Below are 18,814 nucleotides of genomic sequence, written 5' to 3' on the forward strand. Positions count from 1 at the left end.
TTCCCTTTCCGCATACAGCAGGGGTTTAAATGAAAACGATTCATGTCATCTGCCATACCCACTGGGACCGCGAATGGTATCTTACTTTTCAGCAGTTTCGCTTGAGACTCGTTCATCTTGTGGATGGCCTCCTTGACATTCTTGCCGAGGATCACAATTACAAACACTTCATGCTTGATGGGCAGACGATAATGCTTGGTGATTACCTGATCATGCGGCCTGAAGCAGAAGATACCATAAAGGATCACGTCCGCAATGGGCGCATATTGATCGGCCCCTGGCACATTTTGCCCGATATGTTTCTCGTTAGTCCCGAAGCGCATATTCGTAATCTGCTGGCGGGTGATCGCGAGGCGCGTAAGTTCGGTCAGAAAATGATGATCGGTTACATGCCTGATTCTTTCGGCCACATTGGACAGATGCCACAAATCTTGCGCGGGTTTGGGATTGATAACGCTTGTCTCTGGCGTGGGTTGGATGATCAACCTGCCGAGTTTTGGTGGCAGTCCCCGGACGGCTCGCGTGTGCTGCTGATGTACCTCCGCGACTCTTACAGCAACGGTGCAGGTCTTAACGCAGATAATCACGCGCAGTTCACTGAACAAATTAAAAAAGCCGCAGATTCACTTGTGCCCCATTCTATTTCATCGCATTTTCTGGTTATGTACGGCACGGATCACATGGCGCCACCGAACGGAATAACTAAAGCCATTCAAGCCGCGAATAAAAATCTCAATGAATACTGCGTCATTCATTCGACATTACCTGCCTATCTCCAAGCAGTTCAGGCTGAAATCACAGAGCGAGAATCAGAAATCTCTATAGTTGTCGGTGAATTGCGTTCCTCCAAACGCTCCCATTTATTGCCAGGTGTTTTGTCCACGCGGATGTGGATTAAACAACGCAATCACGCCTGTGAGAATTTACTGGAGAAATGGGCAGAGCCGTTTAGTTTATTCGCTTCATTAGTTTCGACAGATAACAAACCAGCGTTCATTGTTCGTCAAGCATGGCAGCTGCTGATGGAATGTCATCCTCACGACTCGATCTGTGGCTGTTCCATTGACCAGGTTCACGAAGAGATGAAAGTGCGCTTCGATCAAGTGGAGCAAATAGGAGAAGAGATTACCCAACAAAGTCTTGAAGCGCTGGCGTTAGTAATAAAAACTGACCATGCGCCATTACCCAATAGATCTAATCTATCATCTATCATAGTTTTTAATCCGCTCTCTTTTCCCCGTACCGACGTAGTCAGTGCAAGCATTATCCTGCCAGCAAACATTTCCAGCTTCGAAATCGTTGACGAAGCGGGGAATATCATGCAGCATCAATCTTCCAGTGGAAAGACAACTGATTTGACCAATGTTTGTGTGCAGCGCGAGAAGCTGAGCAGTTTGCTCGGAATGGTGCATGAAGGACGCGTCGGTAACTTGGCCGTGCAGGACATTCGTCTTGAGCGAGATGGTTCGATCGTACTCGTCGATGCTATTGTTGCGGAGAACGACCTCCCAAAAGTGGATGTATGGAATGAAAGTGTGAAGGCGCTTCAGGAGTATATCAATGATTTCAGCATAGAAACTTTCCATATCCATGCCCGTTCACCTGAATCCGCTAATATCATCTTCGTGGCGAGCGATGTCCCAGCCTTGGGGTGGAAGACTTTCCACATTCGTGCAAAGAAAAACGATCCTTCCGCTATCAAGATCTCACCCGCTATGCATCTGCTTGCACCGCTGGCTTCTTTACCTATTTTGCGGAAACTCATCGCATGCTATTCCAACCCAAAACTCCGCCCGCCGTATGTGATTGAAAACATGCTCTTTGCCGTTGAGCTAAAATCAAATGATCGAACGTTTACTGTTACTGACAAAACAACGGAAAGGATATATCACGGTTTGAACCGTTTTGTTGATAGCGGGGACTGTGGCGACGAATACAATTTCTCCCCGCCGGCAGTGGACAGCACACAAAATCAATCCGTTTTACGCGATGTGAGAATCGTGCGCGGGTCTGTTCAGCAAGCTATGATTGTCTCTCTTGTGTTGAATGTTCCTTCAGGTTTAAGCATGGATAGGAGAGCACGGTCAAATGAGATGGTGGAACTTCCTATTACGACCACCATCACGCTTACCAACGGAGTCCCGCGTATAGATATTCATACGCGGGTGGAGAATCATGCCCGGGACCATCGCTTACGGGTTCATTTTCCTTTCGCTGCAGAAAATATTGAGTTTGCCAAATATGATGGTCACTTTGAGATTGTCAGACGAAAAATTGGAGTTCCTTTTCATGATTCAACATGGGTGGAAGAGCCCCGTCCAGAAACGCACCAACGTGTGTTTACAGCTGTTGCTGATATGATCACTGCCAACCGTGGTTTGCCTGAAGTGGAAGTGACATCTTGCCATGAAATTGCCATCACTCTGCTGCGTTGCGTCGGTTGGCTTTCACGTGATGATTTGTCCACACGCAATGGACACGCGGGTCCATATCTCGAAACGCCAAAGGCGCAAATGCCTGGTGAGTGGGATTTTTATTATTCAATTATTTTGGGTCAGAAAAATTTTCTGCAAGCATGGAGCTTTGATTCGCCATTACGCGCTATTTCAACAGACGTGCATAGTGGAATGTTTTCTTCTTCAGGATCCTTTGTCGATATAGACAACCCCTCTTTTTTACTCAGTGCGGTAAAAGAGACAGATAACGGCAACGGCTGGCTCGTGCGCGGATATAACATTTGCGACAAAGATATTGAAATTGTCATCAAACCATGGAAAAAATTCAATAAAGCTGAACGAGTGAATTTGGCTGAGCAAATAATCAATCCACTTAAAATTGAGCGAAGCGGAGAGGTAAAAATCACTGTGCGGAGACATGAAATAGCTACGGTAATGTTTGAGAAGCTGTAGTCTTTGTTCATCAAATAAAGCGACGAGTATTGATCCCCGTTCCATGTGAATAAAAATAGGAAACAGCTGATCTGCATTAATCAATTGTTGTAGAAATTTTTAAACCCATAAAGATTGAACATAAAAACCACAGAAGGATCTAGAATTACCTGATTTTATGCTTTGCAAGTAACTTTAACAGGCCCGTTGGAAAACTATCTGCGTTGCCGCTACAGTGTTAAAAACAAACTCAAAATGTTCATTTATTAAGCATAAACTGCGCTTTTTCGCTTGTTTTTGCCTTGCATCGGCTGCCTCGAAAACGTTCTTCAACTGCCTGTTAATTTCGTCAACCCAAGGGACGCTTTGTCTCCGATCAGCGCAAACGGTATAAATCCAGGCGATACATGCTGGCAGGACTCTAACACTATATATCTTTATCCTGGTTTCGCCTTATTGCTACAGATTTTTTGTGATATTGTTAATGCGATGCGAAACTTTATTGAAGAATTAGAATGAAGAGACTGATTATTGAATTTTTCTTTCTCGTTTTTTTTATAGCCGCACCTGCTTATGCTGCTGAGAAATTAGATGAACAAAAACTCGATGAAATCGCCAAGCGCGAGGCACATGTTATACCACTTGATCTGAAGAAAACGACACATGTGTTTTCTAAAACGGACAGTGGAGGAATTCAGAAAATTATTGTTAAAGACAAATCAGAAAAAGAACGAATAGGCTTGATAAGAATCTATTTGTCTAGAATGGTAAATGATTATCAACAAGGAAATTTTTCAGATCTAGAAAGAAGATACGGCGCTGACATGCCCGGATTATCTGAATTAAAAGCGGCCAAACCAGATTAGATTCGTATTGAATCCAAAGAACTTCCTGACGGTGCGCAAATTGATTATTCCACCGAATCACCACAACTTATTCAGGCAATCCACCAATTGTTTGATGCTCAGCTAAGAAACCTTGCGCGCCATGCTGTTCCTGATCATTCACATGAGCGTCAGAAATTTAGGATATTCGGCCATTAAGCAGTGCGATTTGTCCTGGTAATGACCGGATCAATAATGCTAGAGCTAAAATTGACTGAAATATTAATAATTAAATATGAGATTCAAATTCTTACTGATAAAAAAATTTGGCTTCTAGATGATTGTATTATATCGCGAACTATTCCATCAGAATGGTTACAGAACACTGGCGTTCTCCGTTGTCTCGGCGGGCATATGGCATCACGCGCTGATGCCAAGGTTTCGTCGGTTGTTCTGGTAAGCTGACAATCATGGCAACCGCGCCAATTCGCTCTCTCGCATTGATTGTGCGTACACTCGAGGGTGGTGGAATGCAGCGCGTCGTTCTGCTTCTGGCCGAAGCTTTTGCGAAGACCGGGATTCAAGTGGAGGTCCTGACGGGCCATGACACTGGAGCAACCTTCAAGCTCCAGTTAGGTGCTAGCATCCGGTGTCTGCCTCGTAGTAATGCACTCTCCAGTGCCCTTGCATTGCTCAGGGCGCGCCCTCATGAAGTCTTCCGGTTGTTACCCCTTTTGACACCTCTGAAGCCGGATATATTCTGGCATCTCCCTGCACTTATAGAGTATCTGCGTATTGCGAAACCCGATGCCATTCTTGCGGCAGGAACGCAATCCAATCTCGCTGCAATTATCGCGCGTACCGCCGCCGACATCCCTGCCCGGTTGGTGGTCAGTGAGCACAATACACTGTCAATCGTGGCACACCACGGCCACGGCGTGTTTCGCCGGTCTTACCCTGGACTCGTTCAGCATTTCTATCCTGAAGCTGATGCTGTTGTCGCCGTATCTCGCGGGGTAGCGCAGGATTTAGCTCAGACAGCGCGTCTTCCAGCAGAATTAATCACGTTGATCTATAACCCTGTTGATGTCGAAGCAATCGCCCATGCCGACAAGATGTTAGTTGAACACCCCTGGCTCACTGATCGTTCGTGTCCTATTGTTCTCGGTGCGGGACGCTTGCACCGCCAGAAGGATTTTCCCACTCTTATCCATGCCTTTGCCATCGCACGGAAGGAACGCGATCTGCGACTGGTAATTCTGGGCGAGGGTAGCGAACGTAAGATGCTCGAGGCACTCTGTCAGCGCCTCGGTGTGTGGGGTGATGTCCTCATGCCTGGCTTCGTCGGCAATCCTTTCGCTTGGATGAGCCGCGCCTCTATATTTGTCTTGTCGTCAGCGTGGGAGGGCTTTGCGCTAGTGCTGGTCGAGGCGTTGGCAAGCGGATGTTCCGTTATCAGTACCGACTGTCCGAATGGCCCGCGAGAGATCTTACAGGATGGTGCTTACGGCTCGCTGGTGCCCATCGGAAATCCCGTAGCGATGGCAGATGCGATGCTTGCGACCTTAGCGGCCCCGCCGGATGTGGTGCGCTTACGAGCACGTGCTGCCGAGTTTTCGGTCGGCTCCGCCGTCGCGGGCTATCGCAGGCTTCTGGAGGACTTGGATAAGTGTTGTTGAAAATAAGTACTCTCTATGCATAAATTATTGCTTAAATTCTGTGCAATCCTGAAGAAAATTGTCACCAAAGCCGCAATAATGGCACGATTCATCTCACTGGAAGTCAATCAATTGATATAACACAATAATATGTGAATTACTTCCAAGCTAGAGTGAGTTGCGGATTAACAGCCCGGGATTCTTGGAATCAAAAAAAGGGAGCCGAAGCTCCCGTTCTGGATTAATCTAGGTCTAATCTAAGCTACTGATTCTTTTCTGCTGCGTGCCATGAAACCTAGTAAGCCTAGACCAGCCAAAAGCATGGCATAGGTTTCTGGTTCGGGAACGGCAGAGGTGAATGAAACCATGTCGAGTGAACCCCCATAGCTATCGCTGATTCCCACGGCGCTAAAGGTTAGCAAACCATTTCCATCGAAATTTACTATTTGTGAGAAATGTTGCCAAGAGTGATCAGATCCCGAATTACCAATCCCGTTCAGAACGGTTCCGCTAGCAATCCCATCGAATGAAAATGACAAATCATTGGTAGTACCTGTGCCCGGACGGGCTGAATACCAGAAGCTAAGTTCATACAAACCGGAAGCGCCTGTTAAGAGTTGCGACATCGAACTGTTTGAGTATGTATCTAATTCCACAAAATTGCTTCCATCATAGGCTGTTCCTGCAACGTTATTACGCAGCTCAATATTCGGGCTGCCATTCCACCCGGTAAGCGAGCTGTATATGTTCCAGCTTCCGCTCGATTGAGGATCAGCTTCGAAACTGCCATTCGTTACAAGATCGACCGCAGCAGAAGCTAACATCGGAGTTGCAAGCAAAGCACCAAACACATATTTACTAAATCTATTCATCACAATCACCTATTAAAGTAGAGACATAAATCAATTCTAAATATTCAAAACCCAATTTAAACTACCGATTTCTTTTGCCGTGTAGTGTGAAGCCTACTAGACCTAAACCAACCAGTAACATTGCATAGGTTTCTGGTTCTGGGACTGCAGTAATATAGGAATCTACTGTGTAGGTGCCGCCTTTCACACCAACGACAGAACCTTTGATTTCATAATAGTAATTGCCTGGCCCAATGTTGCCAAAGTCTGCGCCAACTGCTGTGGAATCAAATGAAAACGAACCCAAAGAAAGGTCATTGGTATAATTACCATCAATACTGGTTTCCTTCCAAAACTGCAAGGAAGCGCTATTAATGTTATATTTTAAAAAATCATTTGTGACCGCAATCGACACAAGATCATTCCACCCAGTCAAATTAAATGTGAACACGTGATCAAACAAGCCAGCACTTGGCAGAAAAGATACACTAGCGTGTTCAGCTGGGTCGTCGTGGATACCCCAACTGGCCTTAACAGTCGGAGTAGCATTCGCCGAGCCAACTGCTAATAAACCAGCCAGTGCTACCATGTAGCCTAATTTCTTCATTGCTTTCATTTCTAATCCCCTTTCCCTATAAAAAATAAAAATACCTGCTCTTCTACTGCTTGTACCTAATAACTCAGAAATTAGGTTTCTAAAATTCAATATGTAGAAACAATTTGTTATACAATTATAAACAGCTCAGTGAATTGAATTGCTACACCATAGCCGTCTGTCCGTTGTTCTGTTCTCACCACTTTTCCATCGCATTGGACGTTAGGTTCCTGATTCAGGTGTATGGTGAATTGAATCATTTCACTTTCTTTGAGAACCTTTTTTGTCGAAAAATAAATTCCGGTTGTACTGATGTTTCTAGACCAGCCTGGTCCTTCTCTAAAAGTTACTAGACAACATAAATTAAATCGTTCATTAGTGCGTTGCTCTTTCACGATTGAGGTTCCGGTTCAATAAGAATAAGTTCTTGATACACATATTATTCAAGATCGCAGTGCCTGCACAGTTACTCTATGATAACTATCGCAGTTAACATTTGTTAACTCATGAGTTAACAAATGTTAATTTTCGTGCTGTAAGAGCTGCCACCACGCTATACGACATATTGCTCTATTAGGATTTTGATTTTCTTCAGAAGTACTACAGAAGTAGTGATCGCGAGGCGTCAAGCAGACTGCTTGAAATGCGAGATAGCCAGGAATTCGTGAAGGATGATTTTTAGACGAGTCCTTTTTCTTTGAAAAGGATTGCCAGCTGCAGGCGATTGGGGACTTGCAGTTTGGTATAGATGCGATTAAGGTAAACACGCGCAGAGCCTTCGGTAATTAGCAGTTGGCGTGCAGCCGATTTGTTGTTGTGACCTGATGCAATCAAAGTAGCCAAATTCATTTCGCTAGGTGATAGCTGATCCGCGATCGACTGGTGCTCGGATTCACGACGCAGCATCTGTTCAAATGCATGTTTCATGGAATTGCGTTCTATCCATTCGCCACCAGACTGTACGCGCCGCAAACATTGCATGATGAGCGATGTAGCCATCTCTTTCAATAGAATACCTTTTACGCCGGTTCTTATAAGGTCGCAGGTTTCTGCTTGGCTTAACGCAGAAGTCAGAATGACAATTTTTGCGGTGTTCTCTGTTGCGGCGTTTATTTCACGAATCAAATTTATCCCATTTGTTTTCGGAAAATGAAGATCCATAAGCACCAAATTGGGCCGTTTCTGTTTCAATATTTCCGTAATGCCATTCGCTGAACTCAATTTACCGACAACCTCTAAGTCGTTGCTAGCTTCTAGCAAGGTGCTCAATCCCAGTAACGTGATGGGATGCGAATCGATCAACAAGATGCGGGTAGTTTGCTGTGTTTCTTCGGTAGACATAAAATTATACGAGCTATAGCCTAATGTGGTGTAAAGATAGTCAAGCGGCAGCCTATTCTTGATCGCTTGTTTGTTTAATATCGTTGAATACCGTCGAGGCATCTACTATCAGTTCATGGTTTTTCTCAATCGGAGTCATTTTTTGTTGTTTCTCTAAGTTTGAACGCCATCGGCAACGTTTTTGAACGGCTGCCACAATTCTTGGTTTTGTTTGTTCTCAGCCTGATAGTTGTAAAAATAGATTTACAGTCTTTTCGTTATGAAGGTGCTCAAAAGGCAGATACAGGAGGCACATGTATTTCGTTTGGTAGTTTATGTTTACGGCTAGGAAATTTGAAAATTGAGGTCCAGCTGTATGACGTCAAATCAACTCGAATAGATGGTTGGCTGAATTAAGAGATAATATGGAAAACTGAAGGAAATTGTCACTAAAGCCGCGATAATGGCACGATTATGGTTACCAAAATACAAGTCATTGATACAAATTTATTATTTATGAATTACCCCCCAGCCTAGAGTGATCCGCGGATTGACAGTCTGGAGCTCAATGCCTGCCGATCCCCCCAGGGATGCCCCATGAGGTAAGCCGAGACGAGCAATGAGAGCAAGCAGCCGGCGCTACACTTCATTGACCATCCAGGCAAGATTAAGCTCTGGGAATACGCCATTTTGGTGATCAATATAGACTGCTCCCCCGACGCCATTGGCCAGTTATGCCGGGATCGGGCCGGCTGCGAGAATGGCTTCGATGAGCTGAAAAACCAATGGGGCTGGGGTGGCTATACCACGCCTGACCCAGTACGCCGGTCAATCCCGAATGCTGCTCACTCTGACTCACGCAGCCGGAGATCATATCAAGTCGATGATCTCCAATATACGAAAAGGTCTTGATCATGTTCTGGCAAATGCGCCTCAGTTGACCAAAGTTTGCTATGAGTTGGGAGAGAACAAATTTGTCATGGGTAAATAAAAAGCCAATCATTATCTGGTCCGCGATATAGCGGTAAATAGTCACTTCTGATGCAAGAATTGTTGATTTTTTGATAACAATGCATAGATGGCAAGGAAAACTAACATGAGTAGGTCCAACCACCAAACCCCCGGTACGCTGCCGACAACGCCTTGTTCAACCAATGTTTTAGCCAATCCGCTTAAATTATAATAGGTGGCAAAAACTACAGCGGCGAGGATATAGGATAGATCCGTCTTATCCTGGTGCGGTGAGATGCGTATAAATGTTACAGCGATTAAAGCCATCAATATCGTAGCAAGCGGACGGGACATGCGCCATTGTAGTTCGGCAATGTCATGCGGTTCATCAGATTCCCACAGGGTTCTGGTGGCAGCTGCCTTACGCCGATAATCCAGGACAAAGTCATTAACATTAAAATAAATCAGGCTCTCGAAATGGATGACATCATCGATGCTCGCTGTATTGCTGAGTTGATAAACTACACCATCGGTCAGTAAGATATACGGTTTTTGTTCATTAGTTGTTGGTTGAATCTGACGGGCATGTTTGGCAATAACAATTTCACTACTATCCGACTTCTTTATATAGTGAAAAATACTTTGCATTTCCTTATCGGCGTCATTTTTGCTGCCCACATAAACGATCCTGCCGGTTTTCTCGCTGCCATAAAATCGACCAGCCTGAAACCGATTGGTATTGAGATCCGCCTCTGCTTGCGCGTTGAAAATATAACTCTCTGCATAGGCCCAAGGACGGACATAGACTGACAACAGACCGCTGAGGATACCAATCGGTATCGCTAGAGTCAGTATGATAAGCACAATGCGTGTCCCACTGATACCCATCAAAAGGATAACATTCAATTCCCGGTCTCTATTGAGTCTGTCGAGGCCCATGATGACTGAAATATAAAGTGCGATGGGGACTAATACTTCCAGTGCAATCAGCGTTTTTAAGAATAACAGCTTGAGCAGAGCGGCGACCCCTAGTGTCTCTGTCACGGCATCCGCCAAAAGCCGAGCGCTACTAAAACTGGCGAATAAACCGACCAAAATAAGGATAACTACCGTGAAGGGTAGCGATATCTCGCGTGCAATATACCGTTCAATTAATTTCATAGATCTGTTTGATCAGCATTTCACTGATGACAGTGTGAATATCAATGACAAGAACAGGTAGAAATTACTCAGGATGAATTAACATGTTCATCAGCGATTGACTGTGGGTTGAGTATGGATTCAGCAAGCAATAAGTCTGCAACTTTATCAACATCTATGCCAGCTCGCGGATCATCAAGCATAATCACCTGTATTTTTACTCCTGATTTTTCCGACACAGCTTTCAAAGCTTGCTGCAGTGTTAGGAAACCGAAAACATAAAAAAGTACTGCCTTGAATCCGAGTACTCGCGCGATTAATCGCCACGGCTGTTTACGTAAATCTTCAGCTTGCCGCCAGAATCTCACCAATGCGCGTCCTTGCGGAAAAAAAGCATACAGATTACAACCTCGAAATCCGCCATCACGCAAACGAATGATGGTTCGCTTGGAGCCGGGAAAAGTGGCAGCAATCGCTTGTTCTGTGACGGCGCCAACAGTGGCATCACTTTGCGATGTAACAGATTGCTGCAAGAAGTTTTGCACGATACCGGGGGTGAGCAATGCATGATCAGCGGTAGTTAATAATACTGGCGTATCGTTTGGTACGTGGTTGAGACCGCTTTCAGCGCTACGACTGGGAGAATTTAGATTCGGCAACCAGATTACCTGCCTCAGAGCAATGCGCCGTTTTAATTCCGGGCAATGCGTGTGAAGGGACTCAGGAGGGCCACAAAGGATGATTGTGCCGATTAGATCGCAAGCCGCCAAGGTATCCAGCACACGGATAATCATTGGAACCTCCCCAACGGGCGCAAAAGCTTTACAGGCCGCACCGGTATGCCGAGTGATAGGGTCATTGTTTGTACGGTCAGCAGCGAGAACCACTGCGGCGAATTTCTTTACTATGGGATCGGATTTTTCGTTCACAATGTTTCTCCATCAATGCCATAGCAGTTTATGAATATAGTGACCTCGGTTGATAACATACGCAATATCCTTTCAATATCAACAATAATTACAGTGTCATACTCGTATTCGCCATCATAACCTCTGCGTTTCGATCTTACGAGCCTATTTTTCTATACTTCCAATGGGAGAGATTAAAAATTTAGCTTGAGATTCGGATTGCATTTATTTCTTTGATTTTTCGTGTTAACTCAGATGGAATAGCTTCGATAAGCGCATACTATGTTGGGCAGTCGATCAGATTTTCTGGACAGGCAATGGTTATTTTTCCCGAGAAAGGATGCGAGATAGTGGGCATGGAAAAACCTTTACGTGTTGGGGTATTTTTTTCCGGATTGTCTGGTGGCGGCGCTCAACGGCGTAGCCTAATGCTTGTGCGCGGGTTTGTGGAGCACAGTTGCGCGGTTGATGTCGTCGTCGTGCGTGATGAAGGTCCATTTCGCGCCGCAGTTACGCCCAGTGCAAAGTTATTCGCGCTCGAACCTCGCATGGCTTATCTGCCGATAATCCGAAACATCAAGGGACTCTGGGTGTTGAGTAGCCTGTTTGCTTTGGCTCGCTATTTTGTAACGGTACATCCTGACGTTCTGCTTTCCACGTCGACACCTGCCAATCTAGCAGCACTATGGGGCCGAATGTTATCGCGCACCCGCATACCTGTGGTAATCACCGTTAATTTAAATCTCACTGCATCGACGGCGAAGTGGGGGGCATTGGTGGCGAAGTTGTTGCGCTGGCTAATTTCGCGTACCTATCGCAACGCGCAAGCAGTGATTGCAATTTCACGTGGAGTGGCTGAAGATCTTGTGACTGTAACCGGAATTCCCAAAGAACGAATATTTCAAATCTATAATCCGCTTGATTTCGAATTCGTATCCCGCCAGTCACGAGAGACCATCGATCATCCATGGTTGTGTATTGGCGCACCTCCGGTTGTGCTTGCGGTCGGGAAGCTTAAACGGCAGAAAGATTATCCTACGCTTGTTAGGGCTTTTGCTCGTGTGCGTGCGTATCACAAGGCCCGCTTGGTAATTTTAGGGGAAGGCGAGGAACGCGATCAAATCGAACAACTTGTCAGAGATCTCGGTATTCAAGCCGATGTCTACATGCCTGGTTTTGTCGAAAACCCTTTTGCGTGGATGTCCCGTGCATCGGTTTTCGTGCTCTCGTCGGCCTGGGAGGGTTTCAGCAACGTATTACTCGAAGGGCTTGCCTGCGGTTGCACGGTCGTAAGCACGGACTGCCCGAGCGGTCCGCGAGAAATTCTTGCTGATGGAGAGTTCGGGCATCTTGTTCCGGTCGGAGACGATAAAAATTTGGCCAGTGCGATAGAAACTGCATTGTCAGCGCCGCCGCAACGTGAGAGATCGGTCGCGCGAGCGGCGGAATTCGGTTTTGATGATTCGGTGGAACATTACTTAACAATTCTTCATCATGTCTGTGAAGTCCGGCAAGGAGACTGAGATGCGGATCGCCATATTCATCTATTGCCTTCGCGGTGGCGGTGCACAGCATCGCGTTCTTACCCTCGCCAACGGATTTGCAGAAAGAGGGCATGCGGTCGATCTCGTGGTTGTCTCCGCCAGTGAAAGTACTGGCGTTGCTCTGCATTCTGGTGTGCGGGTGGTTTCGCTCGAACAAAACTGGCACCACGCATTCGAAAAGCTCAATCATCGCATCAACATACGCGGATTGTTCACTGCCAGTGCGATACCGATGCTGGCGCGCTATCTCCGCGAAGAACGGCCAGATGTACTGCTTTCCGGAGCTAGTCATGTCAATCTGGTCGCCATATTTGCGCGCCGTTTCTCCAAGACAAATGTGCCTCTCGTTCTTCGTGCGAGTAATTTTCCGTCTGGAAATATCCGCTGGTGGCCCCCGTTAAAACAATTGATTCGCCGCATACTCCGGTACACGCTTGGCATCGTTTATCCATGGGCGGATCACATCATCGCAGTGTCCAGAGGTGTAGCGTGCGATGTTCAACGCCTTACCGGTTTGTCTAGTGAACGCGTGACGATAATTTACAATCCTGTGGTCGGGCCTTATATCGCGCATCGTGCCGCGGAGCCTGTCGATCACGCGTGGGCAACTGATGTTAACGTGCCGCTCATCCTTGCTGTAGGCCGTTTGACGATACAGAAAGATTACCCGACGCTGATTCGTGCCTTTGCGAAAATCCGTGCAGAGCGAACGGCGCATCTGGTGATCCTGGGAGAAGGACGTCAACGCGATAAGTTAGAGAAACTCGTGCATAAACTCGGCCTTGATGCCGATGTTGCTCTCCCAGGGCATGTTGATAATCCGTTTGCTTGGATGTCGAAGGCGGCAGTACTCGTTTTGTCTTCCGCATGGGAGGGGTTGCCCGGTGTGTTGATCGAAGCGATTGCGTGCGGTTGCCCGGTAGTGTCGACGGACTGTCCAAGCGGACCGCGTGAGATTCTTGAAGATGGTGCAATCGGCCCATTGGTACCGGTTCACGACGATTCCGCGCTGGCCTCAGCAATTCTTAGGGTGCTTGCGGTTTCGCCAGACCGTACAAAGCTTTTGAATCGATCCCAGTGCTTTCGCATTGAGGATGGCGTTGATGCTTACCTGCGTGTGCTAGCAGCTCAGGTAGCGGCGCGTAAGGCTTCTTCTGGGCAAAGCGCCGTGGCATGACCGTGCTCGAGACGATACGTGCGATCAGCCATTGCAAGTGGCGTGATCTGGTGTGACACAGCAAAAATAGTCATCGTCCCGCGCAGCTTTGCCACCATTTGCCACATTGCCTGCTCACTGGCGGCATCCAACATTGATGTGGGTTCGTCCAGAATCAGCAGTTGCGGATGACGCACAAGCGCGCGCGCGATTGCGATACGCTGACGTTCGCCGCCAGAGAGTTTGGCGCCGAGTTCTCCGACGCTGCTCTCGATGCCTTCCGGCAAGTGCTCGATAAATCGCCACGCATCGCAGCGCCGCAATGCATCTTCGATGTCAGCGCGCTGGATCTCCGGGTCACCAAGCGATACGTTCAACGCGATACTTTCATTGAACAATACAGCCTCCTGCGGGACATAACCGATCATGTGCCGCCATGTGGCTGCATCTAAATCGCCAAGTGCTATATCATCAACATGAATCTTGCCAGATTGCGGGCTGATCAGACGTGCAAGCAGATCGATGACGGTTGTCTTGCCGGAACCGGACGGCCCGGTGAGTACGGTCAGCTCGCCGGCTGGAATATCCATAGATATTGCGTCGAGCACCTTGTGCGTATCGTGAGCAAAAACCACATTGCGTAACGTTATGCCGCGCGTAAGGTAAGGCTTCTTGTCGCCGGTAATTGTTTCGCGCTCTGCCTCGGCCGCCTTGATGGTCGATAGCAGCGACCAATATGCGCTCTCGTTCTCGGCCATTTCTTGGTATTGTCGCTGCGCTTTATTGAGGCTTGTCAGTATGCGGATGAAAACGAGTGCCAACATAAATACCAGAGAAATATCGAGACCAAGCTCTACAATGCACAAATATACGCCGGCAACAACATAGATCATCAATGCCAGATCCTGGAGTGCTGCAACAACTTCTTTGGTGATTACCTGACGGCGGAGCGCAACATTCAACTGTTCGGTTTCGCTCACAAGCATCGGCGCGACGATCGGCTCGCGCCCCATAACCTTGACCAGTTTGACACCATGAAAAACATCGGTGAGGCGAGTAATGACTTCCTTTAGCAAAGTTGTTTGCCGTGCGCCTGCTGCTCGTGTCATACGGACAAGGTGGCCGAGAAGCAAAACGGTAATGATGCCCAGCAAAATAGCCACTATAGTCACATGCAAGGATGTCATTCCGGCAACAATCACATAAGCAATCACGATGATCAGCTGCGATACCATTGTGATACCTGCCAAATATGCCTGCGACGCGCGAGCAGCCTCCGCCGCGAATGCATTAGCGAGTGCTCCAATGGGCTGGTTCGTAAAATACGCCCAGCGAGTGCAAAGTAGAGAATGCAGTAAGCGCAAGCGTAGATCAGTGGCAACTTGTGCGACGGTATAGCCGACCTGGCGTTTTGCTAGCAACAACAGTGCTGATTTGATTATCAGCGCCGCGAAGATCACTAATAACAGGACAGACGTGGACGGATGAAATCCAGCGTACAGCAACAAAGGCTCCATGATGTTTCCGAGTGCTGAATGCTCGCCGATTGACTGGTTGCTGGCTAAGCTCAGCAGCGGAAGTAATGTGGATAATCCGAACCCCTCTGCTGCAGCGGCCAGAATCAGTGATACGAGCACTAGCGCGCTACGCCACGGATCGCTACGAGAAAAGATGTATAACAATTTCATATAATTAGGCGCAGATTCTTCATTCTCAAATCATAAAGCCTCTTAGAATATTGAAAGTTTACTCTATCGTACCTTTGGCATAATTAATTATTTTTGTCCTATCAATATCATAGTGCATACGACTTTTAAATCGCGTTACAAGTACAAAAGATACCTGAAATATTGAACTTGCCGGAATCCGTCATCAGATAACAAATGATTCACCAGGCTGTCCGGGCTAAATTCCACGCTCGGGCTTTACAGTTCAGAGGTGTAACCTGAATCAGGTATGCGCTACTGAAAGGCGCCTGATCATATTCTTCACAAGATTTTGTTCCAATTGATGTTATTGTGTGCGTTTTGGATTAATTTTTGCTGATTGATGATTCACAGAATCTTTTTTCCATTTGCAAGCTTTGATAGCTGTATCAACAGACTATGAAAATTCTTGTTACCGGAGTAGCCGGATTCATCGGTATGCATATTGCGCTGAAATTATTAGCGCGAGGAGATAATGTAGTTGGGATTGATAATCTAAATGACTATTACGATATTAATCTCAAGAAAGACCGTCTTTCACGCTTAACGACACACTCAAAATTTAGCTTCTATCAAATAGATATATCGGATCGGAGCCGCATGAGCGAAATTTTCATGCGTGAGAAATCTAAACGAATAATCCATTTGGCGGCTCAAGCAGGTGTAAGATATTCTTTATCGAATCCATATATCTATATTGATTCTAATATACAAGGATTTATTAATATTTTGGAGGGCTGCCGTCAACATCAAGTTGAACACTTGGTGTACGCCAGCAGCTCAAGTGTTTATGGCGGTAATACTTCATTACCATTCAACGAGCATCAAAATATTGATCATCCGATTAGCTTGTATGCTGCAACCAAAAAAGCCAATGAGTTAATGGCGCATACTTACAGCCACCTATTTCGTTTGCCCACAACCGGCTTACGTTTTTTTACCGTTTATGGCCCCTGGGGACGACCAGATATGGCGTTGTTTCTATTTACTCGAGCGATGCTGGAAGGACGAGCAATTGATGTGTTCAATCATGGGCGGATAATACGTGACTTTACTTATATTGATGACATTGTGGAGGGCGTGATTCGCGTGTTGGATAAACCAGCCGAATCGGATACCGCTTTTGATTCCAGTCATCCAGATCCTGCCACAAGCCATGCGCCATATCGCATTTTTAACATGGGTAACAGCCAGCCGGTTAGGATATTGGAGTGTATTTCTATTTTGGAAAATGTTTTAGGCATCGTTGCGAAGAAGAATTTTTTGCCCATGCAGTTAGGTGATGTGCAAACTACTTTTGCAGATAATGATGATCTGGACAAGTGGATAGGTTTTAAACCGCATACGCCGCTGCCAGTTGGCTTGGCACATTTTGTTGATTGGTACAAATCTTATTATAAATTATGAGAATCACAATTTTCGGCGCTGGATACGTTGGCTTGGTTCAGAGTGCAGTTTTGGCAAATGCGGGACATCATGTTGTGTGTGTCGACGTTGATTCGGACAAAGTGAATAAACTGAATCAAGGCATCGTCCCAATATATGAGCCGGGTTTGGAGGATTTAATCAGGAGCAATCATGCGCAGGAACGTTTGCAGTTTACAACTGACCCAAAGTTAGGTGTATTGCATGGCCAAATTCAATTCATTGCTGTGGGCACACCTCCGGATACATCGGGCAATGCAGATGTAAGATACGTATTGGATGCAGCCAAATCAATAGCAACTTATATGGAAGGTTATCGATGCATTGTGGATAAATCCACAGTTCCGGTTGGAACGGCTGATAAAGTGACGGGAGTTGTCCGTGAGGTATTGGCAAGCCGAAAAATTCAGTATGAGTTTGATGTGGTGTCTAATCCTGAGTTTCTTAAGGAAGGCGCTGCTGTCCGCGATTGCGAGCGGCCTGATCGGATTATTATTGGCACTCAACAGCCAAGGGCGATACAGTTGCTCAGGGAAGTGTTTGCACCGTTTAATCGTAATCGCGACAAGATTATCGTTATGAATGCCCGCAGCGCGGAATTGACTAAGTATGTCGCAAATTGCATGCTGGCAACTAGGATCAGTTTTATGAATGAAATGGCGGATCTGGCTGAGCGATTAGGAGCAGATATCGAAGAAGTCCGCCAGGGGATCGGTAGCGACCCTCGCATCGGGCACCACTATATTTATCCAGGTGCAGGTTACGGTGGAAGTTGTTTCCCGAAGGATATACAAGCACTAATACATAGTGCCGAAAGTACCGGTTTTGATCCTAAGGTGCTAAAAGCAGTGGAGGAACGTAACGTAGCACAGAAAAATGTACTGTATCATAAAGTTAGTCAATTCTTTGATGGAAATCTGGAAGGGAAGATTATTGCTTTATGGGGATTGGCATTTAAACATAATACGGATGACATGCGCGAGGCTCCGAGTCGTGTTCTGATGGAAGCTTTGTGGACGGCTGGCGCTAAGGTGCAAGCTTTTGATCCGAAAGCAATGAACAAAGCGCAATCTATCTACGGACAACGTAAAGATTTGAAGTTAACAACAACGAAAGAAGCCGCCCTGATAGGTGCAGACGTATTAATAGTTGTTACCGAATGGCAAGAGTTCCGCGCCCCTGATTTCGGCAAGATTGCTGCTGCATTAAGATACCCTGTAATTTTTGATGGCAGGAATCTGTATAATCCTAATATCCTCGCAGCACATGGAATTGACTATTTCTCGATAGGTAGGGCATCGTCCAAATCCTGCAATTGATTTTGCATAATTCTGATAACAATTCCAATGCGCTGTAATTCCTGAAACTCTGACAGGCCGTTGCAAAACTATCTGCGTTGCCGCTGCGGTGTTAAAAACAGACTCAAAATGCTCATTTATTAAGCATAAATTGCGCTTTTTCGCCTGTTTTTGCCTTGCATCGGCTACCTCGAAAACGTTTTTCAACGGCCTGTTAGACGACCTGCTGGAATTGCTGTCGGAAGAATTCTTGTGATTGCCAAGTTGGTGAATTATGAGTGGCAAAAGGAATCCCGGTATCGTTCGAGTATTTAATCTCTGCGAGTTCATTTCTCCGCTACTTGCAAATCCAGAACACGAGCTGAATAAATACGTGTCACACGTATAATCATATTACATGAGCATTAGAGATGTTCATATAATATGATGGCTGTATATTGAATATATGAAATGCCAGTATTGCATGATTTTCCGGCAAGTAGCGCCATCCAATAGTATTGAAAATAGTGTTTGCATCGCATATTGATAAGAATTAAGGATTCGAAAAATT

15 protein-coding genes are annotated in these 18,814 nt (G+C 46.1%); 8 read left to right on the forward strand and 7 right to left on the reverse strand.

Features of this window, described 5'->3' with window-relative positions; genetic code table 11:
* Positions 1-29 precede the first annotated feature (29 nt).
* The 3 genes from NIT79A3_RS17855 (at position 30) to NIT79A3_RS07500 (ending at position 5,391) form a co-directional block, all read left to right on the forward strand.
* Positions 30-2,909, forward strand: a complete 2,880-nt coding sequence (locus NIT79A3_RS17855) for a glycosyl hydrolase-related protein (RefSeq protein WP_013965611.1) — start codon at positions 30-32, stop codon at positions 2,907-2,909.
* 494 nt (positions 2,910-3,403) lie between these two features.
* Positions 3,404-3,754, forward strand: a complete 351-nt coding sequence (locus tag NIT79A3_RS07490) for a hypothetical protein (RefSeq protein WP_348225745.1) — start codon at positions 3,404-3,406, stop codon at positions 3,752-3,754.
* 428 nt (positions 3,755-4,182) lie between these two features.
* Positions 4,183-5,391, forward strand: coding sequence for a glycosyltransferase (locus NIT79A3_RS07500; protein WP_013965613.1), 1,209 nt, complete (start codon positions 4,183-4,185; stop codon positions 5,389-5,391).
* A 236-nt stretch (positions 5,392-5,627) separates the two neighbouring features.
* On the opposite strand, the gene NIT79A3_RS19425 is transcribed toward NIT79A3_RS07500, so the two are convergent.
* From NIT79A3_RS19425 to NIT79A3_RS07520, 4 genes are all read right to left on the reverse strand, one after another.
* Entirely contained in the window at positions 5,628-6,242 is a 615-nt protein-coding gene (locus tag NIT79A3_RS19425; protein ID WP_013965614.1) for an FxDxF family PEP-CTERM protein, read from the reverse strand.
* A gap of 61 nt (positions 6,243-6,303) precedes the next feature.
* The gene (locus tag NIT79A3_RS07510; RefSeq protein ID WP_013965615.1) at positions 6,304-6,837 is read right to left on the reverse strand and encodes an FxDxF family PEP-CTERM protein; all 534 of its coding nucleotides are present in this window, start codon (positions 6,835-6,837) and stop codon (positions 6,304-6,306) included.
* Positions 6,838-6,944: 107 nt separating this feature from the next.
* A complete protein-coding gene (locus NIT79A3_RS07515) occupies positions 6,945-7,211 on the reverse strand; it encodes a PilZ domain-containing protein (RefSeq protein WP_013965616.1) in 267 nt (88 codons plus the stop codon).
* Between the two features lie 283 nt (positions 7,212-7,494).
* Entirely contained in the window at positions 7,495-8,259 is a 765-nt protein-coding gene (locus NIT79A3_RS07520; protein ID WP_013965617.1) for a response regulator transcription factor, read from the reverse strand.
* 673 nt (positions 8,260-8,932) lie between these two features.
* On the opposite strand from NIT79A3_RS07520, the gene NIT79A3_RS19430 reads away from it, so the two are divergent.
* Positions 8,933-9,127, forward strand: coding sequence for a hypothetical protein (locus NIT79A3_RS19430; RefSeq protein ID WP_348225746.1), 195 nt, complete (start codon positions 8,933-8,935; stop codon positions 9,125-9,127).
* Between the two features lie 41 nt (positions 9,128-9,168).
* Here NIT79A3_RS19430 and lptF read toward each other — a convergent pair whose 3' ends face one another.
* The gene (gene lptF, locus NIT79A3_RS07525; RefSeq protein WP_013965618.1) at positions 9,169-10,248 is read right to left on the reverse strand and encodes an LPS export ABC transporter permease LptF; all 1,080 of its coding nucleotides are present in this window, start codon (positions 10,246-10,248) and stop codon (positions 9,169-9,171) included.
* Positions 10,249-10,316: 68 nt separating this feature from the next.
* A complete protein-coding gene (locus tag NIT79A3_RS07530) occupies positions 10,317-11,156 on the reverse strand; it encodes a nucleotidyltransferase family protein (RefSeq protein WP_013965619.1) in 840 nt (279 codons plus the stop codon).
* Positions 11,157-11,491: 335 nt separating this feature from the next.
* Between NIT79A3_RS07530 and NIT79A3_RS07535 the strand changes: the two genes are divergently transcribed.
* Positions 11,492-12,658 carry a glycosyltransferase gene (locus NIT79A3_RS07535; RefSeq protein ID WP_041360749.1) on the forward strand — a complete coding sequence of 389 codons (1,167 nt, stop codon included), beginning with the start codon at positions 11,492-11,494 and terminating at the stop codon, positions 12,656-12,658.
* A 1-nt stretch (position 12,659) separates the two neighbouring features.
* A complete protein-coding gene (locus tag NIT79A3_RS07540) occupies positions 12,660-13,856 on the forward strand; it encodes a glycosyltransferase (protein WP_013965621.1) in 1,197 nt (398 codons plus the stop codon).
* Here the strand turns inward: NIT79A3_RS07540 and NIT79A3_RS07545 are convergent.
* A complete protein-coding gene (locus NIT79A3_RS07545; protein ID WP_013965622.1) occupies positions 13,808-15,523 on the reverse strand; it encodes an ATP-binding cassette domain-containing protein in 1,716 nt (571 codons plus the stop codon). The genes NIT79A3_RS07540 and NIT79A3_RS07545 overlap by 49 nt on opposite strands.
* A gap of 417 nt (positions 15,524-15,940) precedes the next feature.
* Between NIT79A3_RS07545 and NIT79A3_RS07550 the strand changes: the two genes are divergently transcribed.
* Both NIT79A3_RS07550 and NIT79A3_RS07555 read left to right on the forward strand, forming a co-directional pair.
* On the forward strand, positions 15,941-16,948 hold the full coding sequence (locus tag NIT79A3_RS07550; RefSeq protein WP_013965623.1) for an NAD-dependent epimerase: 1,008 nt from the start codon (positions 15,941-15,943) through the stop codon (positions 16,946-16,948).
* Positions 16,945-18,285, forward strand: coding sequence for a UDP-glucose/GDP-mannose dehydrogenase family protein (locus NIT79A3_RS07555; RefSeq protein WP_013965624.1), 1,341 nt, complete (start codon positions 16,945-16,947; stop codon positions 18,283-18,285). The genes NIT79A3_RS07550 and NIT79A3_RS07555 overlap by 4 nt, the downstream gene beginning before the upstream one ends.
* Positions 18,286-18,814 lie beyond the last annotated feature (529 nt).

Origin of the sequence: Nitrosomonas sp. Is79A3, from assembly GCF_000219585.1 — a bacterium.
In the GTDB taxonomy this organism is placed as follows: Bacteria; Pseudomonadota; Gammaproteobacteria; order Burkholderiales; family Nitrosomonadaceae; genus Nitrosomonas.